The 22,365-nt window shown below is 67.8% G+C and carries 19 protein-coding genes; 8 read left to right on the top strand and 11 right to left on the bottom strand.

The window, feature by feature from the left end; all coding sequences use genetic code 11:
• Positions 1 to 23 precede the first annotated feature (23 nt).
• The gene (gene metG, locus KIT89_RS13340; protein WP_297602360.1) at positions 24 to 1,598 is read right to left on the bottom strand and encodes a methionine--tRNA ligase; all 1,575 of its coding nucleotides are present in this window, start codon (positions 1,596 to 1,598) and stop codon (positions 24 to 26) included.
• 54 nt (positions 1,599 to 1,652) lie between these two features.
• Here metG and KIT89_RS13335 point away from each other — a divergent pair, with 54 nt between their 5' ends.
• The 3 genes from KIT89_RS13335 (at position 1,653) to KIT89_RS13325 (ending at position 3,287) form a co-directional block, all read left to right on the top strand.
• A complete protein-coding gene (locus KIT89_RS13335) occupies positions 1,653 to 2,210 on the top strand; it encodes a hypothetical protein (protein ID WP_297602359.1) in 558 nt (185 codons plus the stop codon).
• Positions 2,207 to 2,677: a hypothetical protein gene (locus KIT89_RS13330; RefSeq protein ID WP_297602358.1), complete on the top strand. Its 471-nt coding sequence runs from the start codon at positions 2,207 to 2,209 to the stop codon at positions 2,675 to 2,677. The genes KIT89_RS13335 and KIT89_RS13330 overlap by 4 nt, the downstream gene beginning before the upstream one ends.
• A gap of 127 nt (positions 2,678 to 2,804) precedes the next feature.
• The gene (locus tag KIT89_RS13325) at positions 2,805 to 3,287 is read left to right on the top strand and encodes a hypothetical protein (protein WP_297602357.1); all 483 of its coding nucleotides are present in this window, start codon (positions 2,805 to 2,807) and stop codon (positions 3,285 to 3,287) included.
• On the opposite strand, the gene rsmI is transcribed toward KIT89_RS13325, so the two are convergent.
• A complete protein-coding gene (gene rsmI / locus KIT89_RS13320) occupies positions 3,284 to 4,108 on the bottom strand; it encodes a 16S rRNA (cytidine(1402)-2'-O)-methyltransferase (RefSeq protein WP_297602356.1) in 825 nt (274 codons plus the stop codon). The genes KIT89_RS13325 and rsmI overlap by 4 nt on opposite strands.
• Before the next feature lie 300 nt (positions 4,109 to 4,408).
• Between rsmI and KIT89_RS13315 the strand changes: the two genes are divergently transcribed.
• The gene (locus KIT89_RS13315; protein WP_297602355.1) at positions 4,409 to 6,001 is read left to right on the top strand and encodes a phospholipid carrier-dependent glycosyltransferase; all 1,593 of its coding nucleotides are present in this window, start codon (positions 4,409 to 4,411) and stop codon (positions 5,999 to 6,001) included.
• Here the strand turns inward: KIT89_RS13315 and KIT89_RS13310 are convergent.
• Positions 5,964 to 7,241, bottom strand: a complete 1,278-nt coding sequence (locus KIT89_RS13310) for a DUF418 domain-containing protein (protein ID WP_297602354.1) — start codon at positions 7,239 to 7,241, stop codon at positions 5,964 to 5,966. The two genes, KIT89_RS13315 and KIT89_RS13310, sit on opposite strands and share 38 nt — an antisense overlap.
• Before the next feature lie 139 nt (positions 7,242 to 7,380).
• Between KIT89_RS13310 and KIT89_RS13305 the strand changes: the two genes are divergently transcribed.
• Both KIT89_RS13305 and KIT89_RS13300 read left to right on the top strand, forming a co-directional pair.
• Positions 7,381 to 8,682: an O-acetylhomoserine aminocarboxypropyltransferase/cysteine synthase family protein gene (locus KIT89_RS13305; RefSeq protein ID WP_297602353.1), complete on the top strand. Its 1,302-nt coding sequence runs from the start codon at positions 7,381 to 7,383 to the stop codon at positions 8,680 to 8,682.
• Positions 8,683 to 8,768: 86 nt separating this feature from the next.
• On the top strand, positions 8,769 to 9,260 hold the full coding sequence (locus KIT89_RS13300) for a CoA-binding protein (protein WP_297603971.1): 492 nt from the start codon (positions 8,769 to 8,771) through the stop codon (positions 9,258 to 9,260).
• Positions 9,261 to 9,263: 3 nt separating this feature from the next.
• On the opposite strand, the gene KIT89_RS13295 is transcribed toward KIT89_RS13300, so the two are convergent.
• The 8 genes from KIT89_RS13295 to KIT89_RS13260 form a co-directional block, all read right to left on the bottom strand.
• A complete protein-coding gene (locus KIT89_RS13295; protein WP_297602352.1) occupies positions 9,264 to 9,755 on the bottom strand; it encodes a DUF3060 domain-containing protein in 492 nt (163 codons plus the stop codon).
• Between the two features lie 63 nt (positions 9,756 to 9,818).
• The gene (locus tag KIT89_RS13290; protein WP_297602351.1) at positions 9,819 to 10,775 is read right to left on the bottom strand and encodes an LPXTG cell wall anchor domain-containing protein; all 957 of its coding nucleotides are present in this window, start codon (positions 10,773 to 10,775) and stop codon (positions 9,819 to 9,821) included.
• Positions 10,772 to 12,193 (bottom strand): class I adenylate-forming enzyme family protein, encoded by a 1,422-nt coding sequence (locus tag KIT89_RS13285; RefSeq protein ID WP_297602350.1) that lies wholly within the window; start codon positions 12,191 to 12,193, stop codon positions 10,772 to 10,774. The genes KIT89_RS13290 and KIT89_RS13285 overlap by 4 nt, the downstream gene beginning before the upstream one ends.
• A gap of 4 nt (positions 12,194 to 12,197) precedes the next feature.
• Positions 12,198 to 13,040, bottom strand: coding sequence for an aldo/keto reductase (locus KIT89_RS13280; RefSeq protein ID WP_297602349.1), 843 nt, complete (start codon positions 13,038 to 13,040; stop codon positions 12,198 to 12,200).
• Positions 13,041 to 13,054: 14 nt separating this feature from the next.
• A complete protein-coding gene (locus KIT89_RS13275; protein WP_297602348.1) occupies positions 13,055 to 14,185 on the bottom strand; it encodes a bifunctional 2-methylcitrate synthase/citrate synthase in 1,131 nt (376 codons plus the stop codon).
• Between the two features lie 44 nt (positions 14,186 to 14,229).
• The gene (gene prpB / locus KIT89_RS13270) at positions 14,230 to 15,126 is read right to left on the bottom strand and encodes a methylisocitrate lyase (RefSeq protein ID WP_297602347.1); all 897 of its coding nucleotides are present in this window, start codon (positions 15,124 to 15,126) and stop codon (positions 14,230 to 14,232) included.
• Positions 15,126 to 16,637, bottom strand: a complete 1,512-nt coding sequence (locus KIT89_RS13265) for an MmgE/PrpD family protein (protein ID WP_297602346.1) — start codon at positions 16,635 to 16,637, stop codon at positions 15,126 to 15,128. Before KIT89_RS13265 ends, prpB begins: the two co-directional genes overlap by 1 nt.
• Positions 16,634 to 17,329 carry a GntR family transcriptional regulator gene (locus KIT89_RS13260; RefSeq protein WP_297602345.1) on the bottom strand — a complete coding sequence of 232 codons (696 nt, stop codon included), beginning with the start codon at positions 17,327 to 17,329 and terminating at the stop codon, positions 16,634 to 16,636. Before KIT89_RS13260 ends, KIT89_RS13265 begins: the two co-directional genes overlap by 4 nt.
• Before the next feature lie 282 nt (positions 17,330 to 17,611).
• Between KIT89_RS13260 and hrpA the strand changes: the two genes are divergently transcribed.
• Both hrpA and KIT89_RS13250 read left to right on the top strand, forming a co-directional pair.
• Complete coding sequence (gene hrpA, locus KIT89_RS13255; RefSeq protein ID WP_297602344.1) at positions 17,612 to 21,607, top strand: ATP-dependent RNA helicase HrpA; 3,996 nt, start codon at positions 17,612 to 17,614, stop codon at positions 21,605 to 21,607.
• 31 nt (positions 21,608 to 21,638) lie between these two features.
• On the top strand, positions 21,639 to 22,364 hold the full coding sequence (locus tag KIT89_RS13250) for a maleylpyruvate isomerase N-terminal domain-containing protein (protein WP_297602343.1): 726 nt from the start codon (positions 21,639 to 21,641) through the stop codon (positions 22,362 to 22,364).
• Position 22,365 lies beyond the last annotated feature (1 nt).

Here is a 22,365-nt window from a genome sequence, read left to right as displayed (position 1 = left end):
TCGGGGGTTGACACTCTTGCGGCCTACTCCTGCTCGATGCGCGGGAAGAGCGCGTCGAGCGGCTGCGTCTGGGTTCCGGCGGGCAGCTGACCCCAGTTCGCTGCGTTCGGGATGCTCTGCTCGAGCAGCGCGCCCAGCGCGGTGTCGGCGCCGAGCGCGGTCCACAGCTTCTGCGTCGACTGCGGAATCACCGGCGAGAGCAGCACGGCGAGCGCCCGCAAGCCCTCGGCCGCGGTGTAGAGGATGGTGTGCAGGCGCTCGACCTGGGCCTCGTCTTTCGCGACCTTCCACGGTTCTTGCTCGGTGAGGTAGCCGTTGAGTTCGTCGACGATCGTCCACACTGCCGCGATGGCGTCGTGGATCGCGAACGTCTCGATGGCGCGCTGGGCGGCGGCCACAGCATCCGTCGTCACCTGGTGGATGCGCGACTCGGCGTCGGTGAGCGCGCCCTCGGCGGGAACGACTCCCTCGCAGTAGCGGCCGATCATCGCGACGACGCGAGACGCGAGGTTGCCGAATCCGTTGGCGAGCTCGGCCTGGTACCGAGCCGAGAGGTCTTCCCAACTGAACGAGCCGTCTTGCCCGAAGTTGATGGCACTCATGAAGTAGTAGCGGAAGGCGTCGCTGCCGAACACATCGGTGATCTGGTGCGGGGCGATGCCCGTGAGCTTCGACTTCGACATCTTCTCGCCGCCGACGAGCAGCCAGCCGTGGCCGAACACACGTGCGGGCGGCTGCAGACCGGCGGCCATGAGCATGGCGGGCCAGATGACGGCGTGAAAGCGCGCGATGTCTTTGCCGACGAGCTGTACGGCGGGCCAGCGTCGCGAGAAGTTGGCATCGTCGGTGCCCCAGCCGATAGCGCTGATGTAATTGAGCAGCGCGTCGAACCACACATAGAAGACGTGCTTCTCATCCCACGGCACCCGAACCCCCCAGTCGAGGCTCTGCCGAGAGATCGAGATGTCGTCGAGGCCGCGGCTGACGAACGAGGTCAGCTCGTTGCGCAGACTGTCGGGCTGCACGAAGTCGGGCTGCTCTTTGTAGAGCGCGAGCAGTCGGTCTTGAAAAGCGCTGAGGCGAAAGAAGTAGTTCGCTTCGTGTAGCACTTCGACGGGGCGGCCGTGGATGGCGCAGACTCGCTGACCCTCGAACTCGCCGGCGCCGTCGACGAGGTCGTCTGCCTGCTTGTACTCTTCGCACCCGACGCAGTAGTAGCCCTCGTACTCGCCGAAGTAAATGAAGTCGTCATCGTAGAGCTTCTGCAAGAACTGCTGCACGACGCGCTCGTGGCGCTCTTCGGTGGTGCGAATGAAGTCGTCATTGGCGATGTCGATGGTCTTGAGCAGTGGAACCCACGACTCGGCGACGAGCTTGTCTGTCCACTCTTTCGGCGTGACGCCGTTCGCCACCGCGGTGCGCAGAATCTTCTGCCCGTGCTCGTCGGTGCCGGTGAGCGACCAGGTGTCGACTCCCGACTGCCGATGCCAGCGCGCGAGCACGTCGGCGGCCACCTCTGTGTAGGCGTGCCCGATGTGCGGTACATCGTTGACGTAGAAGATCGGGGTCGCGATGTAGAAGGAGTCGCCAGCGGCCATAATGGGCCAGTCTACGGGGGTGGCTCATAGTGTTTCGCGCTACTCTTGGCCCTCGTGAGGATCACTAGAGTCTTCGCCGGGGGGCTCGTCGCAGCGGCTGCAGCAGTCGCTCTCAGCGGGTGCACCGGCGCACCCGCCGTGAACGTGCACGGCGACCTCGTCGACCTCTGCTTTTCCACACGCACGGTGCCCGAGACGTCGACCGAGGGCTACCTCGCATATGTCAGCGTCACACTCGTCAACACCGCCGCCCACGACGTGATTCTGCGCGAAGCACGGCCACTAACGCTCGTCAACTCGACGGTAAGCGACATCTCGATCGTGGTCACCGACTCGGTGTACCGCACCTTCGGGGTCGCCCCTGGAGGCAAGCTCACTCCCGAGCAACGACCACTCTGGAACGCTCGCACTGAGATCGACGGCGTGCGTATTGCGGGCGGCGGTTCAGCTGAGCTCATCGTGCAACTGCACGCTCGCGACTTCACGCAGTATTCCGGCATCGAGGGTATGCGCGTGAAGTATGACGACGGCTGGTTCTCGGCGACGAGCAGCTCTGACACCGTCGTGGGGTTCGTGCCACCGTGGTCGCACTGCGGTGCTGGTCGCCGATGATGCCCGTCACCTCTCGACTGCTGGGTTGCCTCACCGCGCTCGCGCTGACGCTGCCGCTCGCGGCCTGCAGTGGAGCCGGGCCCGACGGCTCTGGTGACCTCGACGGCTGCCTGTCGGGCGACCGGGGCACTATCGCCCTCGGAGTGACGAACTCGTCAAATGACCCGATCGCGATCAGCAATATCGATCTCGGCGAGTCGCAGGGTGTCGCCGTGACCGACCGCTTTCTCGCAGTGGACGACGCCGCTCGCGAGACCGCCGTCATCGTCAGCGACCGCGGCCGAGACGCCTTTGGCGGGGTCGACCTCGATCGCGCCCCTCTCGAGCCCGGAGCGTCGGCGTATCTCGGCATCGAGGTGGCCCGCAGCGGCCCCGGCGAGGCACGGGTTGCCAGCCTCGTCGTGACGACCGATGGCGCTCAGCAGGGTGTTCCGGTGACGCTCGTCCTCGGCGAAGCCTGCGACTGACGAGGAGTCGTTGTTGTCGGCCACGACTGAACTGGCGTAGCGTCAGGTCATGGACCGACGAATGCTCAGTGTCTTCACCAGCGCGCTTGTGCTGGGACTCGCGGGCTGCGCCCCCTCGGGCGGACTCGTGATCGACGGCGGGGCGCCTGATCACGGAACCAGCGGCAGTTGCTTCAGCCCCACCTATCCTGGTCAAGAAGCCGTCTTCGGGGCCGGGATCGTGAACGAGAGCGATGGTGACATCACTATCACCGACGTCAGCGTTCTCGCTCAGAACACTGTGCACATTTCAGAGATTGCACTCGCCGGGCCGGGAGACGACGACCTGGGCTGGGGCGTCTCTATCGCCGACGACATCTGGCCCACGATGCGCGACGCGTGGGAGTCGCGCATCGACCCGATCGGCGCCACCGTTGCGCCTGGGGAGCGGGTGTGGATACTGATCGTTGCCCGAACTGCGGGCACGCTTGATCAACGGACGGGCATGCGCGGCGTGCGCGTCGAGTATGACGGGGCTCTGTGGCCCCGCTCGACGCAGAACGACAACGTCTATGGCTTCGGTCCCTTCGGCAGTGAATGCGACGCGGGAATGGAACCTCGATCGCACTAGCCGCGGGCACCGCCTCGAGCTGCGAGGGCCGCTTCGTAGAGCTCTCGCTTGCCGAAACCGGTCGACTCGGCGACCACGGCCGCCGCGTCTTTCAAGCGTTCTCCTCCGCTGACGCGTGACGCGACATCGGCGAGGGCGGTCTGCAGGTCTCCCGACCGCATCGGCGCGCCGTCGATGACGAGCACGATCTCTCCGCGGGCGCCCTCCGAGAATCGGTCGGCGAGTTCGGCGAGGGTGCCTCGAGCCACCTCTTCGAACCTCTTCGTGAGCTCGCGGCACACCGCTGCGCGCCGGTCGGGGCCCATCGCATCGCGCGCGTCGGCGAGCGCCGCGGCAATGCGGTGCGGAGCCTCGAAGAGCACGAGCGTGCGCGGCTCGTCGGCGAGCGCCCGCAGCGCGGCTGCCCGACCTTTGCGCGGCAGAAACCCCTCGAAGACGAATCGATCGGTCGGCAGACCGCTCAGCACCAGGGCCGTGAGCACTGCGCTGGGCCCTGGCAGCGTAGTCACACCGACACCCGCGGCGATGGCTGTCTCGACGAGAACGAATCCGGGGTCGCTGACCGATGGCATGCCCGCGTCGGTCAGCACCAGCACATCGGTCTCGCGCGCCAGCTCGACGAGCTCGGCAGACTTCGCGCGTTCGTTGTGCTCGTGCAGAGCAATCAAGCGCGGACGATTCTCGACCCCGAGTGCCCGCATGAGGTGCGTGGCCGTGCGCGTGTCTTCCGCAACGACGACCGTGGCCGACTGCAGCGTCTCGACGAGTCGTCTGCTGGCGTCGCCGAGATTGCCGATGGGCGTCGCCGCGAGCACGATCATGTGCCCATCCTCCCACCGCGCACTGTGACACGTGTCGGCACGACGACCTTTCTCTCCAGCGCCGAGCGACCCCGTTGTTCGAGAGGGTCATGGTGTGCACGCGCAGACTTCAACAACTACGGAAGCACATGATGCAACTTCACCATGTTCCGTAGTTGTTGAAGCCTGCGGAAGGCAGCTGCCCGGGCCGCCATGGCTCGAGGCACAGCACACCGCACACACGAGCACAGGCGTCGACCGGCCCGCGGCAGCGCACAGCCCGCCACAGCGCCGCGCGACGGGCGCGGCTACGATGGGCGGGTGACAGCACCCGCGTCGACAGGAGCATTGTCGACAGGAGCATCTTTGACGGATGCTCGCCGACGCGTCGTGTGCATCGCAGTTCCGGCGGCCGTGCTGGCAGTGGCCGCGGCGACGAGGCTCATCGGCCTTGAGCAGCCGGGCGAACTCGTCTTCGACGAGACCTACTACGTGAAAGATGCCGAGTCGTTGCGGCAGCTGGGCTTCGAGTCGCGCTGGCCCGACGGGGCGAACGAGCTGTGGGCGGCGGGCGCACCGGGCAGCCCGACCGGCATCGCGTCATTCGTCGCTCACCCGCCTCTCGGCAAGTGGATCATCGCGCTCGGCCTTGCTGCGCTCGGCCCCGAGAACCCCGCAGGCTGGAGGCTCGGCACTGCCCTGGCCGGCATCGTGCTCGTCGGGCTCGTCATGCTGCTCGCGCACCTGCTGCTCGGCCGACTGGTGCTCACCGGGCTTGCCGGGCTACTCATCGCCATCGACGGCAATGCCATCGTCATGAGCCGCGTCGCCCTGCTCGACGGCATACTCGCCCTGTTCGTCGTGCTCGCCGTCGTCTTCATCGTGCTCGACCGGCGACACGTCGCACGGCGTCTCGCCGCCTGGCTCGAGCGTCGACGATCGAGCGATCCGCCGCTCTCGACCGACTGGGGCCCCGCACTCTGGGCGCGCCCGTGGCTCATCGCCGCCGCCATCGCGTTCGGGCTCGCGACCGCCGTGAAATGGAACGCGCTCTATCTACTGGCGGCGTTCGCAGTGCTGACCGTCATCGCCGACATGCTCGACCGGCGACGCGCAGGCGTCGCGCTGTGGGCGAGCGGAACCCTGCTGAAGCAAGCCCCCACGTCGTTCGTGCTCATGATTCCGGCTGCCGCACTCACACACCTGCTCACCTGGTGGGGCTGGTTCACGACGACCGGCGGCTACGGCCGCGAACGGGTGATCACCGACGACAATCGTCTGCCGGGCATCCTGAGCGGTCTGCCCGACACCCTGCAGAACTGGTGGGCGTATCAGGTGAGCGTCTACGGCTATCACGTGGGCGAATCGAGCCCCCACAACTATGAGGCCGGCGCGCTGAGCTGGCCGTTGCTGCTGCGCCCCACCTACATGCACTACCGCGACCTCGGCGACGGCACTGCCGAAGCCATTACCGGCATACCGAACCCGCTCATCTGGTGGGTCGCCGTCGCCTCGGTCATCACGCTCGTGGTGCTGCTCGTGGTAGTGGCGGCGAACCGGATGCGCGGCGCGAGCGGCCCGCCCCTGCCCGCCAGCGGCTGGGCACTCGCCGTCATACTGACCGGCATTGCCGCAGGCTGGCTGCCCTGGTTGCTCTACCCCGAGCGCACCACGTTCTTCTTCTACACGATCGTCATCACGCCGTTCTTGGTGCTCGCCCTCACGGTCGTGCTCTCGACGGCCCTCGCACCGACGTCAGCGAGCAACGATCGCCGGCTGCTCGGTGCTGCCATCGTGATCGGGTTCGTCGCGATCGCGATCGTGCTGAGCGTGTTCTTCATGCCGATGTGGACGGGATGGCCCGTCGACGTCGGATTCATCCGCCTGCACTACTGGCTGCCGAGCTGGATCTAGCACCGCCGTAGACCGCACGGCGAAACAGCCACTCGGCCGGCCCAGGCCGGTTCACGGCCGCGAGCACATTGGCGGCGATGAAGGTGCCGAGCCAGGTAATGACGGCGACCTGCGTCGCGACCGCCACACTCGCGGTCGCGCCGAGACCCAGTGTGTAGGGCGCGAAGACGATCACGAAGACGACCGACTGCGCGAGATAGCCGCTGAGCGACCGCTGGCCCAAGGCCGCGAAGCCTCGAGAAATCGGCCCCGCAGGCTTCGCAGTGGGGCTGCCCAGCTCGCGCCCGGGCCCGTGCCGCCCCACGAGCAGGGCGACGAGAGCCGCATAGGCGACACCGCCGATCGCCCCGGTGCCCGCGTGCAGCATCGCCGCGAACGGCTCGACGAGCGGGTGCAGTTCGATGACGCCGAGTAGTGCGAGCGCGATCGGCAGAGCCCCCAGCACCGAGATCGGAACACCCACCCCCGCGGTGATCGACAGCGCACGCCGGTGGCGGTGGGGTGCATCGAGCATTCCCTTGCGCGCCGCCCACATTCCCAGAATCATCGGGGCCAGCAGGCCGAGGCCCCCGAACGGTACCGAGATGAGAGCGATCGTCCACTCCCCCGCGCGAAACAGCACCGCGAGCGGATACGTCTCGGCCGAGGACGACCCGAAGAGCGCGGCAGTCGAGAGTGCCCCGCCTGGCACCTGCGACAAGACCCCGCTCAGCCCCTCGAGCGCACCCACCAGTACGAGAAACCCGAACGCGATCCAGCCGACGATCGCGAGAGTGCGGCCCGACGCGCGAATCAGTAGCACCAGAGCCAGGCCGAGCAGGCCGTAGGTGCCCAGGATGTCACCGAAGAAAAGCAGAACCCCGTGGGCGGCACCGAAAGCGATGAGCCACAGGTTGCGCCGCACGAGTAGCCGTCGCGCGTCGGGCCACTCGACGCCGCGCGCATGCTCACGCGTGAGCAATTGCGTCATGCCGTAGCCGAAGAGCAAGGCGAAGAGCGGGTAGCTGCGGTTGTCGGCGAGCGTCGCGACGAGGGCGTTAACCCAGGGGTCGGCAGCAGCATCCGTCACCGGTTTGAACAGCAGCCCCAACTCGCGCCCATACATAAAAAAGGGCACGTTCGCCACGGCGATGCCGAGCAACACGAGGCCGCGCGCAGCATCGGGGGCGAGGGCTCGCGACGTGCGCGGGGTCGGGGTGAACGTGGGTCGTGAGGGCGATGGTTGGACATCCGTCGTCATGGTTTCACGATAGAACGGCAACCTCGGGTGCGCCTCCGTCGAGCGACGGATCTCGGAGTGTGCCGACGTCGCCGTGCAAAGGTTACGCCCGGTAACGTGCGTCTCGGCGCGGCCACCAGCGCGCGGATAGCCTGGAGGGATGGCCGACCGCGACTACGGATTCCGCACGCGTGCCCTGCACGCGGGCAACGTGCCCGACTCGACGACGGGAGCGAGGGCGATACCGATCTACCAATCGAGCGCTTTCGTCTTCGACTCACCCGAAGACGCCGCCGCGCGCTTCGCGCTGCAGAAGTACGGCACCATCTATTCGCGCCTCGCCAACCCGACGATCGCGAGCTTTGAAGAGCGCGTCGCGAGCCTCGAGGGCGGCCTCGGCGCCGTCGCGACGGCGAGCGGCCTGAGCGCACAATTCATCACGATCGCCTCGCTCGCGGGCGCTGGCGACCACGTCGTCGCCTCGTCGAACCTCTACGGAGGCTCGATCACGCAGCTCGACGTGACCCTGCGGCGCTTCGGTGTCGAGACCACCTTCGTCGCGAGCGATGACCCTGCCGACTACGCAGCGGCGATCGTTCCCGGCCGCACGAAACTGATCTTCGCCGAGACGATCGCCAACCCGAGCGGCGACATCGCAGACATCGAAGGGCTCGCGGCCGTGGCGCACGCCGCCGAGATTCCGCTCGTCATCGACTCGACCATTGCCACGCCGTACCTGTGCCGGCCCATCGAGTGGGGCGCCGACATCGTCATCCACTCGGCGACCAAGTTTCTCGGCGGCGCAGGCACCACCCTCGGAGGCGTCGTCGTCGAGTCAGGGCGCTTCGACTGGGCGAACCACAACTTTCCGCTCTTCGACGAGACCGTGCCGCACTACGGCGGACTCACCTGGCACGGCAACTTTGGCGAATACGCCTTCCTCACGCGCTTGCGGGCCGAGCAGCTGCGCGACATCGGGCCAGCGCTCGCGCCCCACTCGGCCTTTCTGCTCGCGCAAGGGGTCGAAACCTTGCCGTACCGCATGCAGGCGCACGTCGACAACGCACGCGTCGTCGCCGAATGGCTTGCCGACGACGACCGCGTCGAGGCCGTCAACTGGGCGGGGCTGCCGACGCACCGTCACCACGATCGAGCCGCGATGTATCTGCCGCTCGGGCCAAGCTCGGTGTTCGGCTTCGTCGTCAAGGGTGGGCGCGCTGTTGGCCAAGGTGTCATCGAGAACGTCGAGCTCGCGAGCCACGTCGCCAACATCGGCGATGCCAAGACGCTCATCATCCATCCCGCCTCGACAACGCACGCACAGCTCACCGAGCAGCAGCTCGTCGACGGCGGAGTGCACCCCGGGCTCGTGCGCCTCTCGGTCGGCATCGAAGACGTCGACGACATCATCTACGATCTCGATCAGGCGCTCACCGCTGCGCTGAAAGGGGCGGAATCGTGACGGATGCGACCACCGTTGACCAGGCCACCGTCACGCTCGCGAACGGGCTGACCTGCTCGATTCCGGCGAGTTCACCGCTCGCGAAACTGCTGAAGTCGCAGCGCACCTGGGTGGGGCCAGACGCGAAGCAGCGGCTGGGCATCCTGCGCCGTGCGAAGAGCATCGCGATCGTCGGCGCCTCGCCGAACCCGTCGCGCAGCTCATACTTCGTCGGCACCTACCTGCTGCAGTCGAGCGACTACCGCGTGTACTTCGTGAACCCCAACGCCACCGAGATTCTGGGGCAGAAGGCCTACCCCGACCTCGCCTCGCTGCCCGAAGTGCCCGACATCGTCGACGTGTTTCGCAAAGCAAGTGACATTCCGTCGGTCATGGACGACGCCCTCGCTGTCGGAGCCCCGACGGTGTGGGTGCAGCTCGGCATCTGGAACGAAGAGGCCGCGATCTACGGCGAATCGAAGGGCTTGACCGTCGTCATGGACCGCTGCCTCAAGGTCGAGCACGCGCGCTTTCACGGCGGGCTCTACCTCATGGGCTTCGACACCGGCGTCATCTCGAGCCGCAAGCAGGTGCGCTAGCCGTCACCGGTTGACGCGGTTGCGGTCTCCGTTGTCGGTCAGGGGGCCCAAGAGTGCGGCGTCAACCTCGTTGTCATTGCCGTCGATCGTGACACTGCCGATCTCGCCGTCGGCGTCGACCTCATTGCGGTCGCCCGCGATGTCGAGCGACCCGACGTCGCCGTCGATGTCGACGTCGTTATCTTGACCGAAGATCGAGAGTGATCCGATCGAGTTAGCGTCGATCTCCACCCGGTCGCCGCGCACGACGACCATGCCGACCGCTCCGACTTCGATCGTGATGTCGGTGCCCTCGACGATGAGCTCATCGCAGTCGCCGAAAGTCTGCAGCTCGGGCCGGGCCTCGACGAGGCAGCCGTCACTCGGCGACGACGAGACCGCCGTCGGCTCGGTGTTCGGCTCCGACTCAGGCGCCTCCACCACCATCACGCACCCGGCAAGAGCGGGCACGATCGGCAGGGCGAGCAACAGACTGAGAGTGCGTCGGCGCGTCATGCCGGGCCACGTTACTCCCACTCAGTGGGCGCCCCCTGATTGGCCTGACCGGAACAGCGCGCCTCAATCGCGCTGAAGCACTGCGCGACGACGGCTGAGCACGAGCGCTGCAGCGCCAGCAGCGGCGAGCAATCCGCTAAGTGCGACCGCGCCAGTCGCGTCGGCGCCTCCGGTGTCGGCGAGCTCGCTGTCGACATCGGCGCCATCAATAGCCGCGTAGCGCAGCATCACTCGACCATCGCCGCCCGCCGTGTTCGACTCCGGAACCGAGCTGGGGTCAACGTACTGCACGTCGGCCCCGCGACCCGTGCCGTCGAGTGCCGGCTGCGGGTCGAGCGCCAGGGGCGCGACGAGCACCCGCCCCCCGGCACCGAGGGTCTCAGTGAAGGTCGAAAATATGGCGAGAGCCGCGTCGCCGCTCGAGTCGGTGTCGGTCGCCGGAGCCACACCAGGCGCCGTGGTGGTCGCGCAGTCGTCTCCGGCCGTTCCCGCAGGCCCGCCAGCCCCATTGCCGTTGCCGACGTACGTTGAGAAGTTGCCATCGGCGATGCAGTACTGCACGTAGGTCGAGCCCGAGACCCCCCCTGCCGCGGTCGTCACCCCACCGAGATCGATCGACGAATCTTCGCCGTCGGCAGCTCCGCCATCCGAAGTTGCGCCGCCCGCGCCGACGACGATCTGCGCCGTTGATCCCGCTGGTTGCGACGACAGATCGACGTACTCGACTTCGCCACCGGAGCCTGCGTATCCCCACGAGACGCTGTCAGCTTCCGCGCCGCCACCGGCGCCTGCCACGACGGCGTACAGACCCGAGAGCCCCGACGGAACCGTCCACGAGTACGAGCCCGAGACAGAGAAGTCGAGCTCGCACACGTCGCCTATGCGAGTGAGGTCACCGCCCACGGGTGCGTCGCCGCAGCCCGCGACAGAAGCAGCGAAGGCTGGCACAGCCGAGCCGACGAGAGCAAAACCAACGGTTCCGATGCCCGCTATTGAGGCGGCCTTGCGTGCAGCGGTCATGATTCTCCCAAGAGTGCGGCGAGTTGCTGTCTCGAGACCTTACCGCGCGGATTGCGCGGAATGGTATCGACGCGAATGAAGGAACGGATGTCAACGCCGGGGATGGCGCTGCGTATTCGCAGAGCGAATGTGTCAGAGGTCAAGGCGTTGTCGGAGGCGTACACGACGCTGATGGCCGCGACCCCGCCAGGCAGGTCGTACGCAAACGTCGCAGCATCGCGCAGAATGTCGAGCTCAGCGAGCCGCCGATCGAGGTCGGCGAGGTTCACTTTTGAGCCACCGACATTGATGAGGTCATCGGTTCGGCCGACGAGCTCGAGCACGCCAGCCTCGTCGAGCGAGCCACGATCGCCCGGGCGGAACCAGCCGTCGCGAAACGGCGACGGCTCGACGGCGCGCCCCCAGTATGCGTCGGCTGTTGCAGCCGTGCGGTACTCGATGACGCCGATCCTGCCGGCCTCGTCGACCGGCCGACCATTGTCGTCGAGCACGCGCAGTTCAGCCCCATCAACCACTGCGCCAAGTCGCGCCGGGCATTCAGGATCTGCTGGTCCGAAGGTGATCGTGCCCGCTTCAGTCGAACCGTAGAGGTAGACCGGCCGCACGCCCGTCAGCGTCTCGCAGCGACGGATCAGGATCGCGCTCAGCAGCGAACCGGCGACCTGCACTGTCTCAAGCGCTGGCAATGCGCCCGTCGGCTCGATGGCGTCGAGCAGTTCGGCCAAGCGTGCGGGCGACGTCTTGATCGAGCGCACGGCTCCCCGGCGCATGAGCTCGGCATTGGAACGACCGTCGCCGGGCACGATCCACGGCTCGCCGTGGAGCATGCTCCAGGCGAAAGTCTGAAAACCCGAGACCGTGTCGATGCCGAGCAGGCAGAAGAACGGATCAGCGGGCATCCAGTTCGACCTCGCCGAATTGGTGCGCGCGCGCAGAGCGCTCTCGGTGAAGGCGATGCCCTTGGGAGTGCCCGTCGTGCCGCTCGAGAAGACGATGCGCACGACGCCGTCGGCAGCGACGGGTCGAGGGTCGATGCACGGGTTCACGGCGCCCAGCGACGCGATGAACCGCTCGTCGACCTCTACCGTGCGTCCAGCAGCTTCGGTCGAACCCGGCGCTCGCCCGAGGTGCACCGCGATGCGGTCGCTGTATGCAGCCCCGACCGGAGCACTCGCGTGCAACGACGCGGCCCCCTCGTGCAGCACCGCGAGCGTGAGCACGGCCTCCCATTCCGGCACCGCATGCAGACCGATGACGTCGCCCGGCTTCACCCCGAGCTGTCGCAATCGCGACGCAGTTCGGCGCACCGCCGATCCGAGCTCGCCAAAGGTCATGCTCAGCCGCGTCGAGACGATGGCGGGCGCGTCTGGTCGACGGTCGCTCCAGGCCAGCACCTCGTCGATAAGAGCCGTCGACATCGGACTAGAAGTCAGTATTGAGCGGGTGCGCGCCGACGCGCAGTTCGCGGTCGCACGCGGCGATCGTCGCCATCTCGTCGTCGCTCAGCTCGAAGTCGAACACGGTCGCGTTCTCGATCATGCGCTCAGAGCGAGTGGTCTTCGGAAACACGATGATGCCCTCTTGCAGGTGCCAGCGAATCGCCACCTGCTGCACGGTCTTCTCGTGCCGCGCGGCAATCTCGGTGAGCCCGGGCAACTCAGCGAGCTCGTATTTGCCCTGGCCGAGCGGGCCCCACGCTTCGGTGAGAATGCCCCGCTCGGCGTGAAAGGCCCGCAGGTCGCGCTGCTGGAAGGCCGGGTGCAGCTCGACCTGGTTGACCGCGGGCACCACATCGGTGGCGGCGGCGAGGTCGTCGAGGTGGGTCTGCATGAAGTTCGAGACGCCGATCGACGTCGCGAGGCCCGCGTCTCGCAGCTCGATGAGAGCCTCCCACGACTCGACGTGCTTGCCGTGCTTCGGCGAGGGCCAGTGGATGAGGTAGAGGTCGACGTGGTCGAGCCCGAGCCGCTCGAGGCTCTTCTCGAGCGCTGCTCGCGCGGTGTCGCGCCCCTGGTCGCTGTTCCACAGCTTGGTCGTCACGAAGATCTCTTCGCGCGGCACGGCACTCGCCGCAATGGCTCGGCCGACGCCTTCTTCGTTCTTGTAGATGCGCGCGGTGTCGATGTGGCGGTAGCCGATCTCGAGAGCGTCGGTGACGATACGCTCAGCCTCATCGGGCTCGACGAGAAAGACTCCGAGCCCCAATTGCGGGATGCTCGTGCCGTCGTTGAGGGTGAGGTGCGGAGTCGCGATCGCTTCAGTCATGCACCTATTCTCTCTCAGCCGCCTGGCACTTCCCGTTGCTCCGGCCCGGTGTAGGCACTGAGCGGCCTGATGAGCGCGTTGGCTTTGAGCTGCTCGATGACGTGCGCCGTCCATCCGGTGACGCGCGCGGCGATGAAGAGCGGCGTGAAGATGGTGGTGTCGAAACCCATGAGGTCGTAAGCCGGCCCCGAGGGGTAGTCGAGGTTCGGCTTGATGCCTTTCGCGTCGTCCATCGCCTTCTCGAGCGCGTCATACAGGTCGAGCACGTCGGGCCGCTCGTAGTGCGCGACGAGGGTCTCGAGAGCGGCCTTCATCGTCGGAACCCGCGAGTCTCCGTTCTTGTAGACCCGGTGGCCGAAACCCATGATCTTGCGCTTCGCCGCGAGTGATTCGGTGAGCCACTTCGGCGCAGCATCCGCCGTGCCGATCTCGCGGAAGACGTGCATGACGGCTTCGTTCGCTCCGCCGTGAAGGGGGCCCTTGAGAGCGCCGATCGCACCGGTGACGGCACTGTAGACGTCGCTCAGGGTCGAGGTGATGACGCGACCGGTGAAGGTCGAGGCGTTGAACGAGTGCTCGGCGTAGAGCGTCATTGACACGTCGAAGGCTTCGACGACGACCAGTTCGGGAACCTCACCGAAGGCCATGTGCAAGAAGTTCGCCGAATACCCGAGGTCGTCGCGCGGCTCGACGAGGTGCTCGCCGCGCAGACGACGCTGCGCGTAAGCGACGATCGCCGGCAGCTGCGCCCACAGTCGGATGCTGCGCTCGAGCGTGAGGTCGGCATCGATCCAGCTGGCATCGGTCGTGAGGGTCTCGTCGAGGGCACCGAGCACGCTCACCGCCGTGCGCACGACGTCCATCGGGTGCGCGCTGAGCGGCAGCTCGTCGATGACACTCTTCACGCTCGGGTGCATTGGGCGCAGTGAGCGCTCGAACGACTCGAACTCAGCGAGCTGCTCGGGCGTCGGCAGCTCGCCGTGCCAGAGCAGGTATGCCACCTCTTCTGCGGTGCATCGGTCGGCAAGTTCTTGCACGGGGTAGCCGCGGTAGAGCAGCGAATTGGTCTCGGGGTTGACCTTGCTGATGGCGGTGGAGTCGACGACGACTCCGGCCAGGCCCTTGCGAATCTCGGTCTCAGTCATGGGGTCTCCTTGGGTTACTGACCGGTGTAGGTGCGAGGCCGCGTCTAGCGGCCGTTATAGGTATAGATGCTCGAGTCGAACGCGTTGTACGCCTCATAATCGAGCAATTCGTAGAGCCTGCCTCGAGTCTGCATGCCGGGCACCTCAGAGTCGAGGGTTCCGGTCGATTGCAGAGTTTCGAGCCCGCGCTCGATCGCGCCGAAGGCAATGCGCAGCAGCGAGACGGGATGGATCACGAGGTTGACCCCGACGTCGGCGAGCTGCCGATGTGTGAAGAGCGCGCTCTTGCCGAACTCGGTCATGTTGGCCAAGATCGGCACACGGACGGCCGCGCGCATCGCGGCGAACTCGTCGAGGCTCGCCATCGCTTCAGGGAAGATCGCGTCGGCGCCGGCGTCTTGCAGGGCCTTCGCGCGGTCGATCGCGGCGTCGAGGCCCTCCACCCCGCGAATGTCGGTGCGCGCCATGATGACGAGGTCGGCGTCACGGCGGGCGTCGACGGCCGCGCGAATGCGCTTGACTGCCGTGTCGGTGTCGACGACCGCCTTGCCATCGAGGTGACCGCAGCGCTTGGGGTTGACCTGGTCTTCGAGGTGCAGCCCGGCCACACCCGCATCTTCGAGTTCGTGCACCGTGCGGGCCACGTTCATGGGCTCACCGAATCCGGTGTCGGCGTCGACGAGGGTCGGCAGGTCGCTCATGCGGCTGATCTGGTGCGCGCGCTGGGCGACTTCGCTGAGCGTCGTGAGGCCGATGTCGGGCAGCCCCAGCTCGGCGGCCATGACGGCACCCGAGATGTAGGCCCCGTCGAATCCCTTGTCTTCGATCAGCCGGATGCTGAGCGGCGTGAAGGCGCCCGGCAGCACCTGCAGGCGCCCGCTCGCGAGCCCGGCGCGAAGGGCCTGCCTGCGCTGGTTCGGCGTGGTGCTCGTCGACAGCATCAGAAGAGACCTTTCGGGGCGGCCGGCACGGGTGTCGCGGCAGTCACGGTGAGAGCGCGCACCTCGTCGGGGGTCAGCTCGGGCAGTCGCTGGGCGACATCGAGGAAGCGGTCGATCTCGTCGGGGTGCAGGATGCCCTCCGCGAGCATCCTGAACTTCGCCACGTATTCGGCGCGACCGAAGGGCCGGGCGCCGAGGGGGTGCGCGTCGGCCACCGCGATCTCGTCGACGACGCGCGAGCCGTCGCTCAGCTCGATCTCGATGCGGCCGCCGAACGCCTTCTCGCTGAGGTCGAGCGAGTGGTAGCGGCGGGTCCACTCTGCGTCTTCGGTGGTCGTGATCTTCTGCCACAGCGCGACCGTGTCGGGGCGCGCTGCGCGCTCGGGGGCGTAGGAGTCGACGTGGTGCCACGCCCCGTCTTGCAGCGCGACGGCGACGATGTACGGAATCGAGTGGTCGAGCGTCTCGCGACTGGCCGTGGGGTCGTACTTCTGCGGGTCGTTGGCTCCTGACCCGATGACGTAGTGCGTGTGGTGGCTCGTGTGCAGCACGATGCTCGTGATGTTGGCGGGGTCGCGCAGCTCGGGGCGCTCTGCGCCGAGACGGCGTGCGAGGTCGATCCAGGCCTGCGCCTGGTATTCGGCGGAGTGCTCTTTCGTGTAGCTGTCGAGAATGCCGGTGAGTGGTTCGCCGCTGTCGGGCAGGGGCACCTCGTAGCGCGCGGTGGGGCCGCCGAGCATCCACGCGATGACGCCGTCTTCGCCTTCGTAGATGGGGCTCGGGCTGGTCTGGCCGCGCATGGCGCGGTCGACGGCTTCGACGGCCATCTTGCCGGCGAAGGCGGGAGCGTGCGCCTTCCAGGTCGAGATCTCACCCTTGCGCGACTGCCGCGTCGCGGTGGTCGTGTGCAGCGCTTGACCGATGGCTTGGAAGATGGTCTCGGACGGCAGCCGAAGCATCGTGCCGATGCCGGCCGCGGCGCTGGGGCCGAGGTGGGCGACGTGGTCGATCTTGTGCTCGTGCAGGCAGATGGCGCGCACGAGGTCGATCTGAATCTCGTAGCCGGTGAGCAGACCCTTCAGCAGTTGCGCGCCGTTCTGGCCGGTGTGCTGCGCGACGGCGACGATCGGCGGAATGTTGTCCGCGGGGTGCGAGTAGTCGGCCGCGAGGAAGGTGTCGTGGTAGTCGAGCTCGCGCACGGCGACGCCGTTGGCCCAGGCGGCCCACTCCGGGCTGACCGTGCGCTCGGGGGCCAGACCGAACACGGTCGCTCCCGGAGTGTAGGGGTGCGCTTCGGCTTGACCGCGGGCTGCGATGACGGGCGCGCGTCCGAGGCTCGCGGTGGCGACGGCGGCGTTGTCGATGACGCGGTTGATGACCATGTCGACGCTCTTCTCGTCGAGCGGTCGGTCTTGCTCGGCGGCGAGGGCGGCGAGTCTGCCGGCGAGCTGGTCGGCGGCGGCGAGGGGCTCGCTGCTCTTGTAGGTGCGCACGGGGTGCGTGGTCGTCATGGCTTCTCCTTCAGGTGGCGGTGGATGCTCGTGAGGGCTTCATGCAGGTGCAGCCGGGTTGCGGCGGCTGCGCGTTCGGGGTCGCCGTCGGCGATGGCGCGGGCGATGGCTGCATGCTCGGCGGCGCTCGCCGCGAGGCGTGCGTCGTCGTCTCGGGCGAGGCGCCGCACGCGCGCGAGGTGCACTCGGGTGCTGGCGATCGCCGCGGCAAGGTAGGGGGTGGTGGCCAAGCTGTCGTCGAGGGCGCCGTCGAACTCGGCGACGAGGGCATAGTAGCCCTGGCGCTGGGGGTCGTCGGCGGCCAGGGCCGTCGCGTCGACCGCGCCGAATCGTTCGGCGAGCTCGCGGAAGCGTGCCCGTGCCGAGTCGTCGGCGCGCTGGGCGACCAGCCGTGCGGCCTGCTCGTCGAGCGCGCGGCGCAGGTCGAAGAGCGCGCTGACGTCGTCGGGTGCGATGTGGCTGACGTGCAGTGTGCGGGGGCCGCGCTCGGTCGCGAGCCCTGCGGCGATGAGGCGGCCGAAGGCCTCGCGCACGGGAGTGCGACTGACGCCGAGCCTGGTGGCTTGCTCGACCTCGGTGAGCGGAGCGCCCGGCGCCAGCTCGCCGTTGATGATCTGCGTGCGCAGCGACTCGAAGGCGCGGTCGGCCGACGTCAGCCCGCCGGGCGTCGTCACCGCCGCTTCCGTCGCCATCTCTCCAATGTATACATTCGCTCTCTTCACCGCTACCTATCTCTGATTCTAGGCAGTTTTCGTATACAGAGGGTCGTCGGAGAGTGTCCCCTCCCCCTGCGAGGGGGGCATCCCCGCGCAGATCCGCTCCCCTGCGAGGGTGGGCATCCCCGCGCGGCCCCCTTCCAGAACAACGGAACGAGTGAATCGGCGTCAGGCGTTCCGCTGTTCTGGAAGGGGATCGGGAGAAGGCGCGACACCCTGGGTGCTTCGCTCGGCGAGGGAACCTAGACTGAAGGGCTCATGACCACGCCCGACGACACCTCGCCCGCTAGCCCGCCGGCAGCGCCCGCGACCGGGTCAGCGGGTGCAGCCGGCACGGCGGGGTTGAGCCCGGTGGGTGCGCGGCCAGGCTTGAGCATCCAGTACCCGCCCGACCTGCCGGTGTCGCAGCGGCGCGACGACATCGCCGCCGCGATCGCCGCGAACCAGGTCGTCATCGTCGCGGGCGAGACGGGCTCGGGCAAGACGACCCAGTTGCCCAAGATTCTGCTCGAGCTGGGCCGAGAGCGCATCGCCCACACGCAGCCGCGCCGCATCGCCGCCCGCACGATCGCTGAACGCGTCGCCGACGAGCTCAGCTCCGAGCTCGGCGGGCTCGTCGGATACAAGGTGCGGTTCACCGACCAGGTCGGGCGAGACACGCGCGTCACGCTCATGACCGACGGCATCCTGCTCGCCGCCCTGCGTGGAGACCGCGAACTCAAGAACTACGACGCCATCATCATCGACGAAGCGCACGAGCGCAGCCTCACCATCGACTTCTTGCTCGGCTACCTCAAGCAACTGCTCCCCCGCCGCCCCGAGCTGAAGCTCATCATCACCTCCGCCACCATCGACCCCGAGAGCTTCGCCAAGCACTTCGCCGCCGCAGACGGCAGCCCCGCGCCAATCATCGAGGTGAGCGGGCGTACGTTCCCCGTCGAGATCAGATACCGCCCTCTCATCCCCGATGGCGCCGACACCGAGAACCTCACCGACCCCGACGACGACGAGAGCGACGGCCCGAGCACCCCGGGCGAAGCCATCGACATGATCGACGGCGTCATCGCCGCGGTCGACGAGCTCGGTCGCGAAGGCGACGGCGACGTGCTGGTGTTCTTCAGCGGCGAGAACGAGATCCGCGACGCGGCGGATGCCCTCACCGGGCACCTCGCCCGCCAGGGGCCGCGCGGCGCGGGTACCGAAGTGCTTCCGCTGTACGGCCGGCTCAGTGCGGCCGAGCAGCATCGGGTGTTCGAGCGGGCGCCTGCGGGCATCCGTCGACGCATCATTCTGGCCACCAACGTGGCCGAGACGAGCCTGACTGTGCCGGGCATTCGCTACGTCGTCGACACCGGAACCGCGCGCATCAGTCGCTACAGCGCACGGGCGAAAGTTCAGAGGCTGCCGATCGAGCCGATCTCGCAGGCGAGCGCCAACCAGCGATCGGGGCGCTCGGGGCGCACGAGCGAGGGCATCGCGATTCGGCTCTACAGCGAGCTCGACTACACGAAGCGTCCGGAGTACACCGACCCCGAGATTCTGCGCACCAACCTCGCGGCCGTCATTCTGCAGATGATCTCGCTCGGGCTCGGCGACATCCAGAAGTTTCCGTTTCTGCAGCCGCCCGACAAGCGCGGCATCGCCGACGGGCTCGTCCTGCTGCTGGAATTGAGCGCGGTCGAACTCAAAGACGGGGCGCACCGCATCACCCGCATCGGTCGCGAGATCGCGCAGCTGCCGCTCGACCCGCGCTACGCGCGCATGGTCGTCGAGGCCCAGAGGCTCGGGGTGGCGCGGGAGGTCATCGCGATCGTCGCGGGGCTGAGCATCCAAGACCCGCGCGAACGCCCCGTCGAGAAGCGCGAGCGCGCCGACCAGCTGCACAACCGGTTCCGAGACCCGACGAGCGACTTCATCTCGCTGCTCAACCTCTGGAACCACCTGCAGAAGCGGCAGCGCGAACTCAGCGGCAACCAGTTTCGCAAAGAGGTGCGCAGCGAGTTTCTCAACTACCTGCGCATTCGCGAGTGGGCTGATGTTGAGCGGCAGATCAGCGCGCTGGAGCGAAAAGCGGGGGCCATTTCTGGCCGCCGCCGCGACGCCAGCGCCGACGGCCGTCCCGGCCGTCGGGTCACTGAGGATCGTCCGATCGACGCGGACACGATCCACAAGGCCATCCTCAGCGGCCTCCTCTCCCACATCGGCCTGAAAGACGCCGCGAAGCGCGACTACCTCGGCGCCCGCCAGCGCCGCTTCGTACTCTTTCCCGGTTCGGGCCTCGCGAAGAAGCAGCCCGACGCCGTCATGGCTGCCGAGCTCGTCGAGACGAGTCGGTTGTTCGCGCGCACGGTCGCGGTCATCGACCCCGCGTGGGCCGAGCCGCTCGCGGGCGACCTCGCGAAGCGGCAGTACAGCGAGCCCCGGTGGGAGAAGCGCCAGGGCGCCGCGGTCGTCGATGAGAAGGTGACGCTGTTCGGGGTGCCGATCATCCCGCGCCGTCGGGCGCAGCTCGCCCGGCTCGATCCGGCGCTCGCGCGCGAGCTGTTCATTCGCCACGCGCTCGTCGAGGGCGAGTGGGATACCTCCCGGCTCGACAAGCGACTGACTGCCTTCCTGCGCGACAACGCGCGCGTGCGCCGCGAACTCGAGCAGCTCGAAGAGCGCAGCCGCCGCCGTGACATCCTGCTCGACGACGAAAAGATCGTCGAGTTCTTCGAGGCACGCATCCCCGCGGACGTCACCGACGTGCGCCGCTTCGAGCGCTGGTGGCGGGATACTCGCCGCGAGCATCCCGACGCACTCACCCTCACGCGCGACGACCTCGTCGAAGCCGAGCAGCTGCCCGACGACGACGGTTCGTACCCGACGCGGCTCACCCTCGGAGATCAGACGCTCAGTGTCGGCTACCGCTTCGAGCCCGGTGCCGCCGATGACGGCGTCACCGTCACCGTGCCGCTGCCGCTGCTGCCCCGGCTCGACACGGCGGGGTTCGACTGGCTCGTTCCTGGCCTGCGGCACGAGTTGGTGACCGCGCTGCTCAAGACGCTACCGAAGCCCATTCGCCGCAACGTCGTGCCCGCCGCCGACTGGGCGACGAAGCTGCTCGCCGCCGTTCCGACCGAGGCCGACCTTCGCGAACTCTCGGTCACCGAGTTTCTCGCGACCGAGATTCGCCGCCAGACCTTCACGCCTGTCGACCCCGACGACTTCGACCTCGACCGCCTGCCCGCCCACTTGCGCATGGGCTACGCCGTGGTCGACGATCGCGGCGGACGCCTCGCGCGCGGCACCGACCTCACGGCGCTGCAGCAGAAGTTGCGCGACCGTGGGCGCGACTCGGTCGCGCGCGTGGCGACGGCCGCGGCGAGGAGCCCGATCGAGCGGGGCGGCATTACAGTGTGGGACGACACGCTCGGGCAGGGCGGCTCGCTACCCCGCCAGCTCGAGATGCGCCGTGGCGAGACGACCGTTCGGGCGTTTCCCGCGCTCACCGACGAAGGTTCGTCGGTCGCGCTCAAGCTGCAGACCTCGATCGCCGACCAGGTGGCCGCGCATCGCGCCGGAGTGCGCCGGCTCGTGCAGCTCGGGGTGCCGTCACCGCTCGCCTATATCCAAGAGCACCTGACGAGTGCCGAGAAGCTCAGCCTCGGCGCCTCGCCCTACCGCTCGACTGCCGCGCTCATCGACGATGCGTTGCGTGCAGTGATCGATGCCGAAATCGACGGCGGGGCGGATGCCCTGCCCTGGGATCGCGTCGCCTTCGAGTCTCTGCGCGACCGCGTCAACGCCGGCTTGCCCGACCGCCTGTTCGGCATCGTGGCGACGGCGGCGGCCGTGCTGGCGGCGGCGCGCGAAGTCGACGTGCTGATCTCGCGCAGCTCAAGCTTGCAGTTGATGGCGCCGCTCGCCGAGGCGCGCGAGCAACTCAACGCACTCGTGTTCGACGGATTCATCGGACGCACCGGCCTCGCCCGCCTCCCCCGCCTGGTCGTCTATTTGCGCGGCATCACCTATCGCGTCGAACGCCTCGCCGACAACCTCGGCCGCGACCGCGCCTGGATGCTCGAGGTGCAGCAGGCCGTCGAGCTCTACACTAAGGCCGGCGGCACGCTGCCGCTCAGCGCCGACCCCGAGCCGCGCATCCGCGACGCCCGCTGGATGCTCGAAGAGCTGCGCCTGTCGCTCTTCGCCCAGCCGCTCGGCGCGCAGGGCCCGATCTCGGTGCAGCGCATCCGGAAGCAACTCGCGAGCTAGCAGCTGGCGAGCAGCCCGATAGTCTGCCGCCATGACCGAAGAATCGCGCCGAGATCTCCTTCGGTTCGAGACACTCTCTGAGCGTCTCATCTCCGACGTTGAGTCGCGCAACAATGCTCAACCCGTGAAGTCGACCGCCTGGCCGACGGTTGCCCACATCGCCGCGCACGTCACGAGCATCTACACCTGGGTGTCGGTCATCATCGAGTCGGGCGAGCGCGTTGAGCGGGTCGAGGTGCCGCTCGCCAAGCCGGCCCTCGATCTCCGCCGTGCACGTGACGACCTGGCAGAGCGACTGCAGGCCGACGATGTCGACTGCTGGGTCCTCGGCGGCTCGACCGGAACGACTGCGTTCTGGCGCCGACGCATGGTGCTCGAAACGATGAAGCACCTGCTCGACGTGCGCACCACGCCCGACGACCAATTCGCGGTGCCGCGAGAACTCGACGCCGAGCTCGCGGTCGACGGCATCGATGAGTTCTTCGCCGTGTTCTTGGCGCACAGCCGTTCGACGCTCGCGCCTCTGCCCGGCGGCCTCCGGATCATCGCGACGGATGCTGACCGCTCGTGGCACATCACGCCCGACTGGCACGTCGACGACGGCGAGCAGGCCGACTCGCAGGTCGAGGCGACAGCCGCCGCGCTCCTCCTGCTGCTGTGGGAGCGCGCCGACGCCCTCGAGGAGCGCGACCGATTCACGGTCAGCGGCGACGAGTCGATCGTTCAGGCACTCATGACCTCGCCAATTCACCGCTGAC

Origin of the sequence: Microcella sp. (assembly GCF_025808395.1) — a bacterium.
In the GTDB taxonomy this organism is placed as follows: Bacteria; Actinomycetota; Actinomycetes; order Actinomycetales; family Microbacteriaceae; genus Microcella.
Note: the sequence above shows the minus strand (reverse complement) of the source record. Positions and strands in the feature narration are given on the sequence as shown.

Coding starts and splice junctions, on each gene's coding strand:
- metG (WP_297602360.1), bottom strand. CDS start 1,598: ATGGCCGCTGGCGACTCCTTCTACATCGCGACCCCGATCTTCTACGTC.
- KIT89_RS13330 (WP_297602358.1), top strand. CDS start 2,207: ATGATGCCCGTCACCTCTCGACTGCTGGGTTGCCTCACCGCGCTCGCG.
- rsmI (WP_297602356.1), bottom strand. CDS start 4,108: ATGATCGTGCTCGCGGCGACGCCCATCGGCAATCTCGGCGACGCCAGC.
- KIT89_RS13310 (WP_297602354.1), bottom strand. CDS start 7,241: ATGACGACGGATGTCCAACCATCGCCCTCACGACCCACGTTCACCCCG.
- KIT89_RS13305 (WP_297602353.1), top strand. CDS start 7,381: ATGGCCGACCGCGACTACGGATTCCGCACGCGTGCCCTGCACGCGGGC.
- KIT89_RS13295 (WP_297602352.1), bottom strand. CDS start 9,755: ATGACGCGCCGACGCACTCTCAGTCTGTTGCTCGCCCTGCCGATCGTG.
- KIT89_RS13290 (WP_297602351.1), bottom strand. CDS start 10,775: ATGACCGCTGCACGCAAGGCCGCCTCAATAGCGGGCATCGGAACCGTT.
- KIT89_RS13285 (WP_297602350.1), bottom strand. CDS start 12,193: ATGTCGACGGCTCTTATCGACGAGGTGCTGGCCTGGAGCGACCGTCGA.
- KIT89_RS13280 (WP_297602349.1), bottom strand. CDS start 13,040: ATGACTGAAGCGATCGCGACTCCGCACCTCACCCTCAACGACGGCACG.
- KIT89_RS13275 (WP_297602348.1), bottom strand. CDS start 14,185: ATGACTGAGACCGAGATTCGCAAGGGCCTGGCCGGAGTCGTCGTCGAC.
- prpB (WP_297602347.1), bottom strand. CDS start 15,126: ATGCTGTCGACGAGCACCACGCCGAACCAGCGCAGGCAGGCCCTTCGC.
- KIT89_RS13265 (WP_297602346.1), bottom strand. CDS start 16,637: ATGACGACCACGCACCCCGTGCGCACCTACAAGAGCAGCGAGCCCCTC.
- KIT89_RS13260 (WP_297602345.1), bottom strand. CDS start 17,329: ATGGCGACGGAAGCGGCGGTGACGACGCCCGGCGGGCTGACGTCGGCC.
- hrpA (WP_297602344.1), top strand. CDS start 17,612: ATGACCACGCCCGACGACACCTCGCCCGCTAGCCCGCCGGCAGCGCCC.
- KIT89_RS13250 (WP_297602343.1), top strand. CDS start 21,639: ATGACCGAAGAATCGCGCCGAGATCTCCTTCGGTTCGAGACACTCTCT.